15 protein-coding genes and 1 tRNA gene are annotated in these 16,585 nt (G+C 70.5%); 3 read left to right on the forward strand and 13 right to left on the reverse strand.

Annotation, left to right across the window (positions count from 1 at the left end):
- Nucleotide 1 precedes the first annotated feature (1 nt).
- Both ACP7CD_RS03880 and ACP7CD_RS03885 read left to right on the forward strand, forming a co-directional pair.
- The gene (locus ACP7CD_RS03880) at nt 2–424 is read left to right on the forward strand and encodes an organic hydroperoxide resistance protein (protein WP_017832530.1); all 423 of its coding nucleotides are present in this window, start codon (nt 2–4) and stop codon (nt 422–424) included.
- A 43-nt stretch (nt 425–467) separates the two neighbouring features.
- Nucleotides 468–1,475, forward strand: a complete 1,008-nt coding sequence (locus ACP7CD_RS03885) for an NADP-dependent oxidoreductase (protein ID WP_426118962.1) — start codon at nt 468–470, stop codon at nt 1,473–1,475.
- Nucleotides 1,476–1,484: 9 nt separating this feature from the next.
- On the opposite strand, the gene ACP7CD_RS03890 is transcribed toward ACP7CD_RS03885, so the two are convergent.
- The 6 genes from ACP7CD_RS03890 to ACP7CD_RS03915 form a co-directional block, all read right to left on the reverse strand.
- Entirely contained in the window at nt 1,485–2,183 is a 699-nt protein-coding gene (locus ACP7CD_RS03890; RefSeq protein ID WP_426118964.1) for a haloacid dehalogenase type II, read from the reverse strand.
- Between the two features lie 61 nt (nt 2,184–2,244).
- Nucleotides 2,245–2,955, reverse strand: coding sequence for an HAD family hydrolase (locus tag ACP7CD_RS03895; RefSeq protein ID WP_052133114.1), 711 nt, complete (start codon nt 2,953–2,955; stop codon nt 2,245–2,247).
- Between the two features lie 168 nt (nt 2,956–3,123).
- Nucleotides 3,124–4,728, reverse strand: coding sequence for a M28 family peptidase (locus tag ACP7CD_RS03900; RefSeq protein ID WP_426118966.1), 1,605 nt, complete (start codon nt 4,726–4,728; stop codon nt 3,124–3,126).
- A 163-nt stretch (nt 4,729–4,891) separates the two neighbouring features.
- Nucleotides 4,892–6,346: a M28 family peptidase gene (locus ACP7CD_RS03905; RefSeq protein WP_426118968.1), complete on the reverse strand. Its 1,455-nt coding sequence runs from the start codon at nt 6,344–6,346 to the stop codon at nt 4,892–4,894.
- 251 nt (nt 6,347–6,597) lie between these two features.
- A complete protein-coding gene (locus ACP7CD_RS03910) occupies nt 6,598–8,187 on the reverse strand; it encodes a M28 family peptidase (protein ID WP_426118970.1) in 1,590 nt (529 codons plus the stop codon).
- 157 nt (nt 8,188–8,344) lie between these two features.
- On the reverse strand, nt 8,345–9,574 hold the full coding sequence (locus ACP7CD_RS03915) for a M28 family peptidase (protein WP_426118972.1): 1,230 nt from the start codon (nt 9,572–9,574) through the stop codon (nt 8,345–8,347).
- 233 nt (nt 9,575–9,807) lie between these two features.
- Between ACP7CD_RS03915 and ACP7CD_RS03920 the strand changes: the two genes are divergently transcribed.
- Nucleotides 9,808–9,884, forward strand: a tRNA-Pro gene (locus ACP7CD_RS03920).
- An 83-nt stretch (nt 9,885–9,967) separates the two neighbouring features.
- On the opposite strand, the gene ACP7CD_RS03925 is transcribed toward ACP7CD_RS03920, so the two are convergent.
- From ACP7CD_RS03925 to ACP7CD_RS03955, 7 genes are read right to left on the reverse strand one after another with little or no spacing between them, the layout of a single operon-like run.
- The gene (locus ACP7CD_RS03925; RefSeq protein WP_426118974.1) at nt 9,968–10,843 is read right to left on the reverse strand and encodes a type II secretion system F family protein; all 876 of its coding nucleotides are present in this window, start codon (nt 10,841–10,843) and stop codon (nt 9,968–9,970) included.
- A gap of 36 nt (nt 10,844–10,879) precedes the next feature.
- Nucleotides 10,880–11,818: a type II secretion system F family protein gene (locus ACP7CD_RS03930; RefSeq protein ID WP_426118976.1), complete on the reverse strand. Its 939-nt coding sequence runs from the start codon at nt 11,816–11,818 to the stop codon at nt 10,880–10,882.
- Nucleotides 11,818–13,266: a CpaF family protein gene (locus tag ACP7CD_RS03935; protein WP_426118978.1), complete on the reverse strand. Its 1,449-nt coding sequence runs from the start codon at nt 13,264–13,266 to the stop codon at nt 11,818–11,820. The genes ACP7CD_RS03930 and ACP7CD_RS03935 overlap by 1 nt, the downstream gene beginning before the upstream one ends.
- The gene (locus tag ACP7CD_RS03940) at nt 13,263–14,474 is read right to left on the reverse strand and encodes an AAA family ATPase (protein WP_426118980.1); all 1,212 of its coding nucleotides are present in this window, start codon (nt 14,472–14,474) and stop codon (nt 13,263–13,265) included. The genes ACP7CD_RS03935 and ACP7CD_RS03940 overlap by 4 nt, the downstream gene beginning before the upstream one ends.
- Entirely contained in the window at nt 14,471–15,211 is a 741-nt protein-coding gene (gene cpaB / locus ACP7CD_RS03945; protein ID WP_426118983.1) for a Flp pilus assembly protein CpaB, read from the reverse strand. Before cpaB ends, ACP7CD_RS03940 begins: the two co-directional genes overlap by 4 nt.
- A gap of 12 nt (nt 15,212–15,223) precedes the next feature.
- On the reverse strand, nt 15,224–16,183 hold the full coding sequence (locus ACP7CD_RS03950) for a pilus assembly protein TadG-related protein (protein ID WP_426118985.1): 960 nt from the start codon (nt 16,181–16,183) through the stop codon (nt 15,224–15,226).
- Nucleotides 16,180–16,554, reverse strand: coding sequence for a TadE/TadG family type IV pilus assembly protein (locus ACP7CD_RS03955; RefSeq protein ID WP_426118987.1), 375 nt, complete (start codon nt 16,552–16,554; stop codon nt 16,180–16,182). Before ACP7CD_RS03955 ends, ACP7CD_RS03950 begins: the two co-directional genes overlap by 4 nt.
- Nucleotides 16,555–16,585: the final 31 nt, after the last annotated feature.

The following is a 16,585-nucleotide window of genomic DNA, read 5'->3' on the forward strand; positions in this document are numbered from 1 at the left end:
CATGGACACCGTCTACACCGCCGAGGCCCTCGCCACCGGCGCCGGCCGCGACGGCCGCACCCGCACCACCGACGGCCGGATCGACCTGGGCCTGGCCGTCCCGCAGGAGATGGGCGGCTCCGGCGACGGCGCCAACCCCGAGCAGCTCTTCGCCGCGGGCTACGCCGCCTGCTTCCACTCCGCGCTGCAGATGGTGGCCCGGCAGGAGAAGGTGAAGCTCGGCGACTCCAGCGTCGGGGCCCGCGTGGGCATCGGCGGCAACGGCCAGGGCGGCTTCGGCCTCGAGGTCGACCTCGAGGTCGTGCTCCCCGACCTCGACCCGGCCACCGCGCAGGCCCTGGCGGACAAGGCCCACCAGGTGTGCCCGTACTCGAACGCCACCCGCGGCAACGTCGACGTCCGCGTGACCGTCGCCGACGACTGATCCCCGCTCCCCCGCCCCCTTCCCTCGACCCCCAGGAGAACCGATGACCCCGCCCACCAGCACCCGCCAGGTCGTGCTCGCCTCCCGCCCCGACGGCACCCCCACCCCCGAGAACTTCCGGCTCGAGGAGGCCGCGCTGCCCGCGCCCGGCCCCGGCCAGGTCGTGGTCGCCAACCGCTGGATGTCCGTGGACCCGTACATGCGCGGTCGGATGAACGACGTGAAGTCCTACGTCCCGCCGTTCCAGGTGGACCACCCGCTCGACGGCGGCGCTGTCGGCGAGGTCATCGCCTCCTCCGCGCCCGAGCTGCCCGTGGGCGCCACGGTGCTGCACGGGGCCGGGTGGCGGGAGCACGCGCTCGTCGAGGCCGCCTCCGCCACCGTGGTGGACCCCGCCCTCGCCCCGGAGTCGGCCTATCTGGGGGTGCTCGGCATGCCGGGGCTCACCGCGTACGCCGGCCTCATGGCGGCCGCACGGTTCCGGCCCGGGGACACGGTCTTCGTCTCCGGCGCCGCCGGGGCCGTGGGCTCGCTCGTCGGCCAGATCGCGAAGCTCAGCGGCGCCGCCCGCGTGGTCGGCAGCGCCGGCTCCCCCGAGAAGGTCGCCCGCCTGCTGGAGCTCGGCTTCGACGCCGCCTTCAACTACCACGACGGCCCGGTCCTCCCCCAGCTGCGGCGCGCGGCGCCCGAGGGCATCGACGTCTACTTCGACAACGTGGGCGGCGAGCACCTGGAGGCCGCGATCTCCGCGCTGAACGTCCACGGCCGCGTGTGCCTGTGCGGGGCGATCTCGCAGTACAACGCGACCGAGCCCCCGGCGGCGCCGCGGAACCTGGCGCTGGCGATCGGCAAGCAGCTGAGCCTGCAGGGCTTCCTGGTGAGCGGTCACCAGGACCTGGGCCCGGAGTTCCGCGAGAAGATGGCCGGCTGGCTCGCGGCCGGCGAGATCCGGTGGGACGAGACCGTGCGCGAGGGGCTGGACGACGCCCCGCAGGCGTTCATCGACCTGCTCGCCGGGGCCAACACCGGCAAGATGGTCGTCAAGCTGTGAGCTGAGCCGTCAGGCCGTCAGCACGGCGCCGCCGGCGGCCAGCCGCGCGGCGAGCTCCCGCACCCCGGACACCGTGAGGTCCGGGGTGCGCGCGTACCCCGGCCAGGGCGAGCCGTGCCGGTCGATCCAGGCCGTGCGCAGCCCCGCCCGGGCGGCGCCGTGCAGGTCCCAGGGGTGCACCGCGACCATGAGCATCTGCTCCGGCGGCACGCCCCACGCCCCGCTCGCCCAGGTGTAGGCCTCGGACGCCGGCTTCCAGCAGGGGGCCTCCTCGACGGAGCAGACGTGCTCGAAGTGCTGCCGCACGCCCCCGCGCTCGAGCAGGCCCTCGGCGGTGGCCGCGGAGCCGTTGGTGAGGGCCGTGAGCCGGAACCCGGCGTCGGCCAGGGAGCGCACCCCGTCCGGGACGTCCGCGTGCAGGGGCAGCCGCTGCACGGCGTCCAGGACCCGGGCCACGGCGTCCTCCACGTCCCCGGCCGGCGGGTGCAGGGTGAAGAGCGTGCGCGCCGTCTCCTGCCCCAGCACGGAGAACGGCTGGGCCTCGCCGTGGACCGCCAGCGCGAAGCCCTCCCGCAGGACGGAGGCGAACCACGTGGCCGCCAGCTCCCCCGGCACCCCGACCTCCTCGAAGGCGTGGCGCAGAGGGCGCATGTCGGAGAGGGTCTCGTTCACGTCGAACACGAGGACGGGTCTGTCGTCGGTGGTCATTCCGGGGCCTTTCGTTAGCGGTGGTGCGCGGCGCGGTCCGCGCGGGAGCCGGCGGGGGCGCTCAGCCCGCCGGGACGAGCCGGCCCAGGGGGCTGTTCTCGAAGTCGTCGAGGAGGGCCTGCGGGTCCGCGTAGACGGCCACGGCCCCGGCCTCGCGCAGCTCCGCCTCGCTGATCCCGCCGCTCGTCAGGCACACGGCGTCGAGGCCGAGTTTCCACGCGGACTCGACGTCCCAGCGGGCGTCCCCCACCACGATCGCGTCCTCGGGGCGCAGGTTGCCGGCCTCCAGCGCCGCGGCGAAGATGTCCGGGGCGGGCTTGCTGTGCTCGGCGTCCGTGGCGGTCGTGACCGCCGTGAGCAGGTCGTCCGAGCCGAGGGCCTCCCGCATGGCGGCCACCTCGGTGACGTTCGACGACGACGCCAGCACCACCACGAGCCCCGCGTCGGTGCAGCGGCGCAGCAGCTCGGCGGCGCCGCGAGTGGGCTTGAGCCCCGGCCAGTGCACGGAGAACAGGGCCCCGTGGGCCGCGCCGATGGCGTCGTCCCCGTCCCGGTCCCGGTCCGCGGGCAGCAGCTCCTCGATCAGCTGCTCCGAGCCCATGCCGATGAGCCGGTGGATGCGGTGCATGGGGACGTCGTGCCCGGCCTGGTTGAAGGCGTGCCACCAGGCGACGGTGTGCAGGTAGCTCGAGTCGATGAGGGTGCCGTCGACGTCGAACAGGACGCCGCGCCGGCTCGGCGCCGAGCGGTCGGGGGTCCGGGGAGGAGTCATGGCCTCACCCTCCCACCCGGTGGCCGGGTGAGCAATGGGGCGCGGAGTGGCGGTGGCGGCGCGGGTGCTCCGGGGGGACTCGTCCTGCTGTCGTGGAACGCCACCGCTCCCCCGACAACGACTGTGCGGAGGAAGGTCGGGGGCCGCCCGGTCCCGACCTCCCGCCGCTCACTGCACCGGCACGTCGTCGGCGGCGCTGTGCGGGCCGCTCCCCTGGTCCGCGGTGGCCGGACCGAGCGGGAGCCCGCGTCCGTCCTGCTGCGCGCTCTCGTCCGCCCCCGTGCCGTCGACGTCCCGGGTGGAGGCCGCGAAGCGCTGGATCACGGCTGCCGCCGCGTCGGTCATCTCGCCCAGTCCCCGGGCGTCGACGTTGGCGAGGTCGTCGCACGCGCCGTGGTAGCAGAAGTCGTAGGCGACTCCGGCCCGGCCGCCGAACAGCGCGGCCTGCTCCGCGGTCTTGATCCCCTCGGCGCCGGTGAACAGGCCGCCGGAGGGGACGCCCTCGGCGATGAAGGGCCCGTAGTCGCTGCGGCCGCTGAACTCGGTCTCGCCGGAGGCCAGGCCCACGGAGCCGAAGTGCTCGTGGAAGGCCGCCTCGATCGCGGCCGAGCCCGCCGGGGCGGTCACGGGCCCATCGGGGCCCTGCACGGGCGGGAACGCGGAGTGGTCGCCGTCGTAGACGAAGCGCCCGTAATTCGGGGAGCCGATCATGTCGAAGTTCAGGTACACGGCGATGTCCTCCAGCGCGGCGGGGTCGTTCGCCTTCAGGTCCGCGACGTAGTGGCTGGAGCCGCGCAGGCCGAACTCCTCCGCGCCCCACCAGGCGAAGCGCACGGTGTTCGCGGTCTCCGTGCCCGCGAGCGCCTCGGCGATCGCCAGGATCCCCGCGGAGCCCGAGCCGTTGTCGTTGATGCCCGCGCCCTCGGGGACGCTGTCCAGGTGGGCGCCGACCATCACCGTGCTCCCGGACTCGCCCGAGCCCGTCTCGGCCAGGACGTTGACGGTCTCGCGGTTCTCGGAGACGGTCTGGGCCGTCACGGTCACCTCGCCCCCGCCCAGCAGGGCCGTCCCTGCCGCATGGCTGAGACCGACCACCGGGAGGGTCGTGGCACCGGGCTCCCCGAGCGTGCCGGCGACCACGCCCTCCTCGCCGGGCAGACCGGTGTTGAAGATCAGCACCGCGGACGCCCCGGCGGCCTGGGCGTTGGCGGCCTTCACCCCGAAGGTGCACGTGCCCCGCTGGAGCAGGGCGACGCTGCCCGCCGTGAAGCCGGCGAAGTCCTCGGCCTCGCAGCCGCTGGTGCTCGCCGCCGGGGCGCCGGTGGTGTCCACGGCCTGCACCGGGGCGGTCACCGTGCCGGATCCGGAGTAGACCATGACGGCCGCCTCCGCCGCGGTCAGGGTCCGCGGGACACCATCCGGGCCGGGCACGGCCACGGTGGTCGGGACGACCTCCTGGAAGAACGGGAAGGAGAAGCTCTGGACCCGCGGGGCGTAGCCGGCGGCGCGCAGCCGGCCGACCACGTAGTCCGCGCTGCCCCGGTAGCCCGGGGTGCCCGAGGCCCGGTTGCCGCCGTTGGCGTGGGCGACGGCCTGGAACACCTCGAGGTGGTCCAGCACCTGCTGCACGGGCACGGCCGCGGCGGTCGGGGCGAGCGTTCCGGCGTCGTCGGCCTCTCCCGGAGCCGCCGTGACGGCGCTCGGCACGGTGAGCGCGAGGGTGCCGGCCAGGGCCGCGGCCACGGTCCATCGGCGGGGTGTGGGGTGCGGCATGGGTCCTCCCGGGGCCTGAGGCCGATCGGGGGCTCGACCGTGTCCGTCATGGGCCCCATCGGGCGGGTGGAGTCCTGCGCACAGGATCTCAGCTCCAGGTCAGAGGCACAATGACCGGACGGATTGTGGCACGGGGAACCGCATCGGCCTCAGTGCGGCCGCCTCACTCGGCCTGCCTCTGCGCGGCGGCGTTGCTCGGGCCGCGGCCCTGGTCGACAGCGGCGGGGGGGACGGGAGCCACGATGCCGAGCAGCCGCCGGCCCTCCGTCTCGAGGTCCTCGGTGGAGTTCGCGAAGCGCAGGACGACGGCGGAGGCCGCGCCGGTCATCTCCTCCAGCGTCCGGAGGTCGACGTTGCTGAGGTCGTCGCAGGACGCGTGGTAGCAGAAGTCGTAGCCGATGCCGGCCCGGCCGCCGAACAGCGCCGCCTGCTCCACGGTCTTGATCCCCTCCGCCCCGGTGAACAGGCCGCCGGAGGCGATGCCCTCGGCGATGAACGGGCCGTAGTCGCTGCGGCCGCTGAACTCGGTCTCGCCCGAGGCCAGGCCCACGGAGCCGAAGTGCTCGTGGAAGGCCGCCTCGATCGCGGCCGAGCCCGCCGGGGCGGGCACCGAGCCGTCCTCCGGGCCGAACGCCGAGGCGTCGCCGTCGTAGACGAAGCGACCGTGGTTCGGGGAGCCGATCATGTCGAAGTTCAGGTACAGTGCGATGTTCCCGAGCGTCCCGGCGTCGTTGGTCTTGAGGTCCGCGACGTAGTGCCGGGACCCGAGCAGGCCGAACTCCTCCGCGCCCCACCAGGCGAAGCGCACCGCGTTGGCGGTCTCCGTGCCCGCGAGCGCCTCGGCGATGGCCAGGATCCCCGCGGAGCCGGACGCGTTGTCGTTGATCCCGGGACCCTCCGGGACGCTGTCCAGGTGGGCGCCGACCATGACCGTGCGCTGCCCGTCGCCCGAGCCCGTGTCGGCGAGGACGTTGAACGTCTCCCGGCTCTCGGAGACGGTCTGCGTGCTGACCGTCACCTCGCCCCCGCCCAGCAGGGCCACGCCGGCCGCGTAGCTCAGTCCGACCACGGGGATCGTCACCCCGCCGGGTTCGCCCAGGGTGCCCGCGACCACGCCCTCCGCCCCGGCCAGGCCCGTGTTGAAGATCAGGACCGCGGACGCCCCGGCGGCCACTGCGTTGGCGGCCTTCACCCCGAAGGCGCACGTGCCCCGCTGGAGCAGCGCGATGTTCCCCGGCACGAAGTCGGCGAAGTCCCCGGCCTCGCACCCGCTGGTGCTCGCGGCCTTCTCTCCGGTCGTCCCCACGGCCTGCACCGGCGCCGTCACGGTCCCGGAGCCGGAGTAGGTCATGACCGCCACGTCCGCCGCGGGAAGCTGCCGGCCGCCCGCGGTGACCGTGGCCGGGGCGGTCTCCTGGAAGAAGGGGAAGGTGAACTTCTGGACCTGCGGGGCGTAGCCGGCCGCCCGCAGCCGGCCGACCACGTAGTCCACGCTGCCCCGGTAGCCGGACGTGCCCGAGGCACGGTTGGCGTTGTTCGCGTTGGCGATGGCCTGGAACACCTCGAGGTGCTCCAGCACCTTCCCGACGGGCACGCCCGCCGCGGTCACCGTGACCACCCCCTCGCTGTCGAGGTGGCAGCGGCCACGGTCCGGTGGTGATGGGTGCGGTGGCGCATGGGGACTCCCGTGGCAGGGGCCGATCGGGGGCTCGACCGTGAGGTCGGCTCCATCGTGCTGGTGGAGCCCTGGGCCCAGAATCTCAACTGCACGTCAGCGGCACAACGGTTGGACGGATTGTGGCGCAGCGAACGGCCCCGCCCCCGGCGCAAACTGCCGGGGACGGGGCCGATCACTGTGCCTCGGGACCGTCAGGCGGCCGCCTTGTCGTGGCCGTGCCCGTGGCCGCGGCCGTGCTCGGAGTGCGGGCCGTGGCCGCGGTCGTCGCCCTTCGGGTGGCCGACGGCGCCCTTGCCCTTCTGCCGGTAGGGCTCGCCCGCGCCGTTGACGTCGTGGGTGGACATCGCGTAGCGCAGGACGACGGCCGCGGCGGCGTCGGACATCTCCTCCATGCCCTGGAGGTCGACGTTCGTGATGTCGTCGCACGCGGAGTGGTAGCAGGAGTCGTAGGCGACACCGGCCTGGCCGCCGAACAGCTCGGCCTGCTCCTCGGTCTTCACGCCCTCGGCGCCCGTGAACAGGCCGCCGGAGGGGATGTCGGCCTCGATGAAGGGCCCGTAGTCGCTGCGGCCGCTGAACTCGGTGTCGCCGGAGGCCAGCCCCACCGAGGCGAAGTACTCGTGGAACGCCGCCTCGATGGCCCCGGAGCCCTCGGGGACGTTCGTGTCGCCGGGGTCGAAGGTGGAGGCGTCGCCGTCGTAGACGAAGCGCCCGTAGTTCGGGGAGCCGATCATGTCGAAGTTCAGGTACATCGCGATGTCCTCGAACGCCTCGGGGTCGTTCTCCCGCAGATCGGTCACGTAGTGCTCGGCGCCCAGCAGGCCGAGCTCCTCCGCGCCCCACCAGGCGAAGCGCACGGTGTTCTCGGTCTTCGTCTTGGCCATCGCCTCCGCGATGGCCAGGATGCCGGCCGACCCGGTGCCGTTGTCGCTGATCCCGGCGCCCTCGAGCACGCCGTCCAGGTGCGCGCCGACCATCACCGTGTTCCCGGGGTCGCCCGAGCCGGTCTCGGCGAGGACGTTGTAGGTGGTGCGCGTCGCCGAGACGGTATCGGTGGTGACCGTGACCTCGGCGGCGTCCAGCAGGTCCACGCCCGCCTGGTAGCTGAGCCCGACCGTCGGCAGGGACGTGGCCTCCGGGGAGCCCAGGGTGCCGGCGACGGTGTCCTCCGCGTTCGGCAGGCCCGTGTTGAAGATCAGCACGGCGCTCGCGCCGGCGGCCTCCGCGTTCGCGGCCTTGATCGCGAAGGAGCAGGTGCCGCGCTGCAGGAGGGCCACGCTGCCCGCCTCGAAGCCGGCGAAGTCGCTCGCCTCGCAGCCGCTGGTGGTGCCCACCCGGGCCCCGGTGGTGTCGACCGCCTGCACCGTGCCGGTGACGGTGCCCGTGCCGGAGTAGGTCATCACCGCGACGTCCTCGGCGGCGAGCTGCGTGCCGTCCGCGGCGACCGTGGCGGGGGTGCGCTCCTGGAAGAACGGGAAGTCGAACGCCTGGACCTCCGGGGTGTAGCCGGCGGCGCGGAGCCGTTCGACCACGTAGTCGACGCTGGCCTGGTAGCCGGAGGTGCCGGAGGCGCGGTTGCCGTCGTTGGCCTCCGCGATCGACTGGAAGGCGTTCAGGTGCTCCGTGAGCTTCTGCTGGGAGACGGCCTGGGTGATCTTGTGGGTGGTGTTGTTGTTGCTGGTGTCGCGGGTGGGGGCCGCGACGGCACTGGTCGCCGTGAGGGTCAGGGCGCCGGCCAGGGCGGCCGCGGTGATCCAGTGGCTGGGTTTGCGGACGGGCATGGAACCTCCAGGTGAGCGACGGCCGGGAGGTAGCCCGGCCGTGACGCGGTTCACAGTCATCGAGGAATGACTCGGATTTGCACATGCTCACAAATGGGTTACCGACCGGTCAATAACTTTTGTCCACTAGTTGGGGGACAACAACAGCGGGCCGGGCTCACCGGCGCCCGCGGGCGCGGCGCCGCACGGCGACGGCCACCCCGGCGGCGGCTGCGGCAAGCACGCTCACGGCGGCGAGACCCACGAGGACCGGCCCGAGCTCCTCGAGCGCCCCGCGGCGCGGCCATCCGTCCGGGGGGCTCAGGGGCACGCCGTCGTCCATCGTGGACGACGCGAAGCCCAGCACGACCGCGGCGGCGGCGTCGCTCATCTCCTCCAGGACCTGGAGATCGACGTTGTCCAGGTCGTCGCAGGCGGCGTGGTAGCAGGGGTCGTAGACCTCGCCGGCCTCGCCGCCGTACCGGGCGGCCTCCTGCCGCGTCTTCTCGCCCGTGTCGCCGGTGAAGAGCCCGCCCACGGGGATCCCGGCCGCGGCGAACACGAGGTGGTCGCTGCCGTCGTCGATCGGCACCTCGTCGAAAGCCACCGCCTCGGACTCGAAGTAGCCCTCGAACGCCACCTCGATGGCGTCCGATCCGTCCGGCGCCTCGATGGAGTCGTGCCAGCCGTTCCCGGACGTGTCGCCGTCGTAGACGAAGCGCCCGTAGTTCGGGGAGCCGATCATGTCGAAGTTCAGGTACAGCGCGATGTCCTCGAACGCCCCGGGGTCGTTGGCCCGGAGATCGGAGACGTAGTGGTCGGCGCCGTTGAGGTCGACCTCCTCCGCGCCCCACCAGGCGAAGCGCACCCTGTTCCGCGTGTCGGTGCCGGCCAGGGCCTCGGCCACGGCGAGGACGCCCGCGGCGCCGGAGCCGTTGTCGTTGAGGCCGGGGCTCTCCGGCACGCTGTCCAGGTGGGCGCCGACCACCACGGTGCTGCCCGGGTCGCCCGTGGACGTGTCCGCCAGGACGTTGTACGTCACGCGGCACTCCGTGGACGTGTCCTCGCCATGGTCGTCGTCGTCGTGGTCCTCGTCGTGGTCCTCGTCGTACGGGAACGTGAAGGCCTGCACCCGGGGGTGGTAGCCGGCGGCCCGCAGTCTCTCCACGACGTGGTCGACGCTCGCACGGTAGCCGTCGGTTCCGGCGGCGCGGTTGCCGCCGTGGGCGTCCGCGGCGGCCTGGAACGCCCGCAGGTGTCCCTCCAGCCGCTCCGCGGTGACGGCCCGGGTGATCTCCTCCGTCGAGGCGGCGCCATCGCGCCCGGCCGGAAGGGCTCCGGCCGGGAGGAGGAGAGCCACCGTCAGCACGGCCGGGGCGAGCCCTCTGCTGAGTGCTCGTGGACGCACGACCCCTCCCCCGGGACATGGCACCGCACGTGTTCTCGATGGACGTCCCTCGTGACGTCCGCCGTGGATCGACGGTGCTGTGCGTTCACACAAGCACGGACCGGGGCTCCGGTCAACGATCCGCGGGTCATCCGTCGCCGCCGTGCGACACGGCCGCGGGCACCCGATTTCCCACCCGCGCGGCCGGATGGCTATGATGGAGCAGTTGTTTCCGGCTGAGACCGGATGCTTCACGGGATGTGGCGCAGCTTGGTAGCGCGCGTCGTTCGGGACGACGAGGTCGCAGGTTCAAATCCTGTCATCCCGACCACCAGCGAAAGGCCCCGGACCAGTCGGTCCGGGGCCTTTCGCATGTCCCGACGACGACGCGCCGGGTGAGTCCCTGCGTCGGTGTCAGAACTGTTCCATGGCGTTGAGCACCACAGGGCCCATGATCATGAGCATGAGCACAGGCAGGATGAGCAGCATGAGTGGAACGGTGATCTTCACCGGGATCTTCATGGCCTGCTCCTCGGCCCGCTGCTTGCGCTTCATGCGCATCTCGGCCGCCTGGGTCCGGAGCACCGAACTGATGGAGATGCCGTAGACGTCAGCCTGCACCACGGCACGGGTGAAGTTCCGCAGATCCGGTACGTTGGTCCGCTCCTCGAGCGCGAGGTAGGCGTCCTTGCGCGGCACACCGACCCGCATGTCCCCCAGCGTGCGCTGGAGCTCCTCTGCCAGGGGACCCTTGCCGTTCTCCCCTGCCCGGGACATGGCGGACTCGAAGCCGAGCCCGGCCTCCACGGCGATCAGCATCTGGTCCAGCGTGTCGGGCAGCTCCAGCCCGATCGCCCGCTGGCGTTCGATGCCGCGGCTGTAGAGGAGGAGGTCCGGGACGAAGTAGGCCACGGCCGTGACCACGATGACGAGAGCCAGCATTCTGCCACTGGCGTTGCTGGTCAGGAGCAGCACCCCCAGGACCAGCCCGATACCCGCCAGGAGCGGCTTGGCGGCGAGCAACCTCGAGAGGGGCCACGCCGCCGGTCGGCCGGCCAGCGCGTGCAGCCGGTCGAGCCGCGCCACGCCCTTCGGTGTCGTCCACCGATGCAGACCGACCCAGGTGGGTCGGGCAGGAACACCGACAGCGGCGACCTCGGCGCTGAAACCGCGGGACAGGTTGTCCCGCACCTGGCGTGCGGACGCCCCGGCGGTGCTGAACACCGCCCACAGGGCCAGCGCCATGGCTGCGCCGAGCGCCACAGCGGCATAGGTGAGGGTCGGTGCCACGGGATCACTCCTGAATCTGTGAGGGGAGGGGACGATCTAGAACTTGAAACTGACGATCTTGCGCATCCACAAACCGCCCAGGACGAGCATGGTGGCGGCGAGGGCCAGCAGCCCCCATCCGATGGGGTTCTGGAACATCGCGGTGAAGAAGGAGGGATTCATAACGCCCATCGCTCCGGGGACCAAGATCGGCAACGCTATGAGGATGTAAGCGGACATCTTCCCCTCAGCGCTCAGTGCTTTGACCTGGCGGCGGATCTGATTACGTTCTCTGATGGTGTGGCCGACCTGGTCGAGGACCTCGGCGAGGTCGCCGCCCACTTCCCGGTGGATGCCAATGGCCTGCGAGACCCAGCTGAAGTCCTCGTTGCCCATCCGCGCCGCCGTCTCGTCGAGGGCGCTGTTGAGGTCGCGGCCGAGACGGGTCTGGTTGACCACCCTGGCCAGCTCTTCACTGGCGGGGGCCTGCGCCTCGCGTGAGACGGCGTCAACAGCACGCAGGAGGCTGTGGCCGGCCCGGAGGCTGCCGGCGAGCAGCTGCAGGGTGTCGTCGAGCTGATCGGCGAAGGCACGTCGCCGTTTGCCGACCGCCAGTCCCAGGAACACCTTCCCCCCGAGCGGCGCCAGGACCAGCAGCAGCAGGCCGAGCAGTGGCCCGCCCACGAGGAAGCCGAGAATGGCGGAGACCAGCCCCACGGCCCCCACCAGCACGAGGAAGTCGGCCGGCGAAAGACGCAGCCCGGCGCGGTCCAAGGCATCGGTGATGGACCGGGTCCAGCCGTGGCGGTTCAGCGTGTCGGCGATCGCGCTGGTGGTGATCCCGGTGACGCGACTGAGCACGGACGGCGGAGCCTCGTCGAGGCGAGGCGGTCGTCGCCGGTCAATCGGGAGCCGGGGCGTGGAGGAGCTGAACGTGATGAACAACAGCAGCAGGAAAGCCATCAGGCACAGGAGGGCCCCGAGGACGACCACCATCAGCGCACCCGCCCAGGTGCGCTCGTCTCCGGCATTTCGAAAACCTTGGGCGAGACGTGGATGCCGAAATCCTCGAAACGGTCCACGAACCGCGGGCGTACCCCGGTGGGGATGGCCTTGCCCAGGAACCGCCCGTTGGCGTCCACCCCGGCACTGTAGTCGAAGACGAACGCATCCTGGAGGGTCACGATCTCACCCTCCATGCCCTGCACCTCGGTGATGTGGGTGACGCGCCGGGTGCCGTCGCGCAGGCGCGTCAGCTGAACGACCACGTCGATGGCCGAGGAGATCTGTTCCCGGACGGCCCGCAGAGGAAGATCCATCCCCGCCATGAGCACGAGGGTCTCCAGGCGGGCGATGACGTCCCGCGGCGAGTTCGCGTGAATGGTGGACAGCGATCCGTCGTGACCGGTGTTCATGGCCTGCAGCATGTCGAGTGCCTCGCCACCGCGGCACTCGCCGACGACGATGCGGTCGGGACGCATGCGGAGCGAGTTCTTGACGAGGTCGCGGATGGTGATCTCGCCCTTGCCCTCGATGTTCGCCGGCCGGCTCTCCAGACGCACCACGTGCTCCTGCTGGAGTTGCAGCTCGACCGCGTCCTCGATGGTGATGATCCGCTCGTCGTGCGGAATGAACGAGGACATGACGTTGAGCAGGGTCGTCTTGCCCGTGCCCGTGCCACCGGAGATGAGGATGTTGAGGTGCGCCTTGACGCAGGCGTTGAGCAGCTCCGCCATCTCCGGTGACATCGAGCCGAACCGGACGAGGTCGGCGACCTTGAGCGGGTCGGCTGCGAACTTGCGGATGGTGAGCGATGAGCCGTTGACCGCCAGCGGCGGAATGACGGCGTTGACGCGAGACCCGTCCTCGAGGCGGGCATCCACCAGCGGTGAGGACTCGTCGATGCGACGGCCCACCTTCGAGACGATCTTCTCGATGACCTGGCGCAGGTGCTCCTCGGACTTGAACTGCGCATTGCTCAGGCCGACCCGACCGTTCTGTTCGATGAATATGCGGTCGGGCCCGTTGACCATGATCTCCGTGACGGACTCGTCGTCCAGGAAGCGCTGCAGCGGGCCGAAGCCGAGCACATCGTCGCTGATCTCGCGGACCAGACGCTGCCGCTCCTCGACGGTCAGCGGCACCTGCTCGGCGTCGACGATCTGGGTCAGTTCCTCCCGAGCGTAGACCTGGAGGGAGGCCTCGGTCAGTCCCGAGTCGTTGAGTCGACTGCCGATGCGCTCGAACAGTGCCTCGGCAACGCGGTCCTTGAGCGCGCCCAGGGCGTCGGACGCCGGCGTCACCGAGACCGGGACAGAGGGGGTTTCCACGACGAAGGCGGAAACGAAATCCGCACCCTCCTCCGCGCCGGCTGTCGGTGCGGGCTCGACAACCGGCGGAGCAGGTACTCCGCGGGCGGCGTCGAGTCGTTGCGAGAGCTTCACTGGAGCACCGCCCGTCGGTGCACGGCCTTGCGGGGTGCGGTGGAGTGGGCGGGATCGAACCGGGCCACGAGCTGGTTGAGGGCCTTCGCGGCCTTGTCTCGCGAGGACTCCTGGAGGATCGGCTCGCCCTTGTTGGTGGAGTAGGTCACCGCCTTGGACCGGGGCACCACCACGTCCACCGGCGTCCGGACGGTGGCCTCGATGTCCTGCACGCTGAGACCGCTTGCGCGGTCCGCCATGTTGACCACGATGTGCCGGGATCCTGGGAGCATCTGCAGCTCGGTGAGGACGTCGATCTCCTTGCGCAGCCCGCGCACTCCGGGCACGTCCATGCCGGAGATGAACACCACGTCCGTCGCCGACTCCAGCGCAGCCAGGGTGTGCTCGCCCAGGCCCGGGGCGGTGTCGACGACGACGAACTGGAACTCGCTGGCCAGCTGGTCCAGCATGTGCCCGATCTGATTCGCGTTGATCAGATCGGCCTCGGCCGGTGAGTCCGGTGTACACAGCGCGTAGATCGACGTGGGATGGACGCTGAGGAAAGCCTTGAGCACCATCGTGTCCTGCGCAGCAGCACCAGTCACCGCATCGGTGAGCGTGTGCTCGGGCGTAAGGTTGAGCACCGCCGCGACGTCACCGAACTGCACGTCCAGGTCCACGAGGACCGTCGACATGGGCGCGAGCTTGCCGAGACCGACGGCCAGATTGGTGGCCACCGTGGTCTTGCCGACACCGCCCTTGGGCGAGGTCACTGCGATCACCCGGCCGCCGAGGCGCGACGGGGGCGCGTCCAAGGACGCATCGGGGATCAGACCACGTCGCCGGCTGTCGGCACTGTGACAGGCCCGCTCGAGCAGCACGCGGATGACGTCGGACTCCGCCTGCGGCTCGAGGATGTCCCGGACGCCAGATCGCATGGCCGCCAGCGCGAGCGTAGGATCCGCGTCCGCGACGAGGACCAGGCTGATCTCGGGGTGCTGCACGTCGAACACGGACGCCAGACGGAGAGCGGCTCCCGGTTCGACCCCGGGACCTAGCAGGAGGACCGACGGCAGTTCGCCGACCACCTTGCGCAGGAGCTCGTCCGGAGTGTCCGGGATCTGCGCGTTGTAGACCGTCTGCACCGAACCGGGAATCCGGCCGGCGATGGCCGTCTGCACGCGTTGCTCGAACGTCACGTCCGAGGTGACGAGTAGGAATCTGCTCATTTGAAGAAGTCCTCCATGCTGGCTCCGTCGTCGTTCCACTTGGCGTCCACGGGCTGGTTCGACAGCCAGATCCTGCCGAACTCCGCCGCGAACACGGTCTTCTCGGCGTCAGCCGCATCCTGAGCGAGCGTGACGAGCATCGCTCCCTCGGGGACGGGGGGCGCGTCCGGGGCGGCTTCTTCCTCACCGCTCGCCTCAGCGGCAACGACCGGCGCGCCCTGGATGCTGGTGACCAGCACCCGGTGGAACACCAGCTCCGTGGCGGGCTTGTCCCCGGGCCCTTGGTCGAAGGAGGCGAACACACCCACGAAGTCGCCGGCCTTGATCTGACCACCGACCACACGATCTGCGCTCACCTGGACGGTGACCTCCTGGAGTTCCTTGGGCACCGCCACTCGGCCCGGTTCCTGAAGAGAGTTGAGGGTAACGAGCCGGCTGCCCAACACCTGCTCGCCGGGTTGAAGCGCCACCGAGGTGACGCGGCCATCGAACTCCTCGAGGGTCACCACGGCATCCTCAACAATCGCGGCCATAGGAAGGGTCTGCGTGCTTACGTGGTCGGAAAGCTCTTCGACGGAAGTTTCCGGTGCTACGGCGGTGTCGACCACCAGGACGTCCTTGGTTTCCGTGCCCTCGAGGGCACGTGCGTCGGCGGCCCGGACATAGCCTGTGACTAGCATGGCTCCGATCAGGGCGAAGACCACTGCCATGACGGCCGCAATGACACGAACTTTCACGAAACTATCCTTCTACTCGGTCAGGAAAATGACTGATGTCCCCAGATCGGGGCCGCCCGTGGTGAACTCGTCGTCCAGCGTGGCGTAGGAAATGAACTCGCCGATGATGCCGTTGCAACTGCCGGTGCACGACGGACCAGGACCCGTGTTGTTTACGGAGTTGCCAGGGAAACGCCACCCGTGAATGCGGAAAGTAGCCCACCCGTAGATTCGGTATGTCGACCCGCTGCCGGTTCCGCTCTTGTCGTTGTACAGCGGCAGGATGGCCGTCTGCCCCACGAGTGATGGTTTGAGGACCGCTGTAGAACAGTTGCCGGGGATGCTCGCGCCGGAACTACCCAAAACATTCATCCCGATAGACATCTGTATCTCGCATGCCCCGGAGGCAGTATTGAGCCAGGAGAATCCGCCAGGCAAGGTCTGCCCGGAGGGACTGGTGGTGGTACAAGGGTGAGTTCCCGAACCGTGAGTCGGGATTACCTGCACCCCGCCGTCCAACATGCCGGTGATGACGCATTCGGCGAAGGCTAGCGGCAGCATAGCCGGTCCGCCGGCCGGGCTGCCCCAGGCAGCGGAAGCTGTCGCTGCCACAGTCGGATCGGGAAATCCGAGCAGCGAACTGAACGAGAGCGCCAGGGAGTCATTCCCCGATGTAGCGTCCTCGCTGGTTGCCCGCACACGAACCGGTGACGCTCCGGGTGCGGAGAGCAGAATCGCGCCTGCCGCGCTGTCCTTTGCATTGCGATCGGCATATTCCTGAGCAGTGTTGGATGAAGCTCCACAGTTGCCTTCAGCGCAATCCTCGGCAATGGCGAGTGCCGCAGCATCCGCGCCGTTCTGAAGTTCTGCACGCTCGGCGTACATGGCACCCACATCAATGGCAATGGCTGCCGCGGCGAGCATCATCACGAGCAGGAGCGCCACCATGATGGAAATCGCGCCTCGCGTTTCGTTCCTCACCCGTTCGATCATCCGCCGCATTGCATGGCCGCCCTTCCGGTGACGGTGATGCCCGCCGGCATGAGGCCTGTAAGACCGGTCAGTGGGTATTGCGCCGTGACTTCGACCGGGGTGCCAGGGGCACACGTGGCAGGACTGTGTGCCAAGGTCAAGACAGCAGGATCTAGAGAGGGCGACGAGTCCTGCGCGGCATCGACGGCGTCGCTCCAGACTTGGGTGACGGCCATGCTGCGTGCAGCCTCCCGAGCCGCATGGGTGACACTGATTTGCACGTTGTACGCATGGCCGAATTCAATAATTGCGAAAAGTATTGCCAGCAAGAGCGGAAGAACCAGCGCAAATTCGACGGCCACTGCCCCCCGGGCGGATCGAAAACCGCTCATAGCCCCCTCCTTGGAGCCGGAATGTACCGCG

The sequence above is a fragment of the Kocuria sp. LHG3120 genome (assembly GCF_049897445.1).
Lineage (GTDB): Bacteria > Actinomycetota > Actinomycetes > Actinomycetales > Micrococcaceae > Kocuria > Kocuria rosea.

Bases quoted from the DNA above. Each gene is read 5' to 3' on its own strand.
- ACP7CD_RS03885 (WP_426118962.1), top strand. From the start codon at position 468: ATGACCCCGCCCACCAGCACCCGCCAGGTCGTGCTCGCCTCCCGCCCC.
- ACP7CD_RS03955 (WP_426118987.1), bottom strand. From the start codon at position 16,554: ATGAGCGGTTTTCGATCCGCCCGGGGGGCAGTGGCCGTCGAATTTGCG.
- ACP7CD_RS03910 (WP_426118970.1), bottom strand. From the start codon at position 8,187: ATGCCCGTCCGCAAACCCAGCCACTGGATCACCGCGGCCGCCCTGGCC.
- ACP7CD_RS03895 (WP_052133114.1), bottom strand. From the start codon at position 2,955: ATGACTCCTCCCCGGACCCCCGACCGCTCGGCGCCGAGCCGGCGCGGC.
- ACP7CD_RS03940 (WP_426118980.1), bottom strand. From the start codon at position 14,474: ATGAGCAGATTCCTACTCGTCACCTCGGACGTGACGTTCGAGCAACGC.
- ACP7CD_RS03930 (WP_426118976.1), bottom strand. From the start codon at position 11,818: ATGGTGGTCGTCCTCGGGGCCCTCCTGTGCCTGATGGCTTTCCTGCTG.
- ACP7CD_RS03950 (WP_426118985.1), bottom strand. From the start codon at position 16,183: ATGATCGAACGGGTGAGGAACGAAACGCGAGGCGCGATTTCCATCATG.
- ACP7CD_RS03900 (WP_426118966.1), bottom strand. From the start codon at position 4,728: ATGCCGCACCCCACACCCCGCCGATGGACCGTGGCCGCGGCCCTGGCC.
- ACP7CD_RS03880 (WP_017832530.1), top strand. From the start codon at position 2: ATGGACACCGTCTACACCGCCGAGGCCCTCGCCACCGGCGCCGGCCGC.
- ACP7CD_RS03890 (WP_426118964.1), bottom strand. From the start codon at position 2,183: ATGACCACCGACGACAGACCCGTCCTCGTGTTCGACGTGAACGAGACC.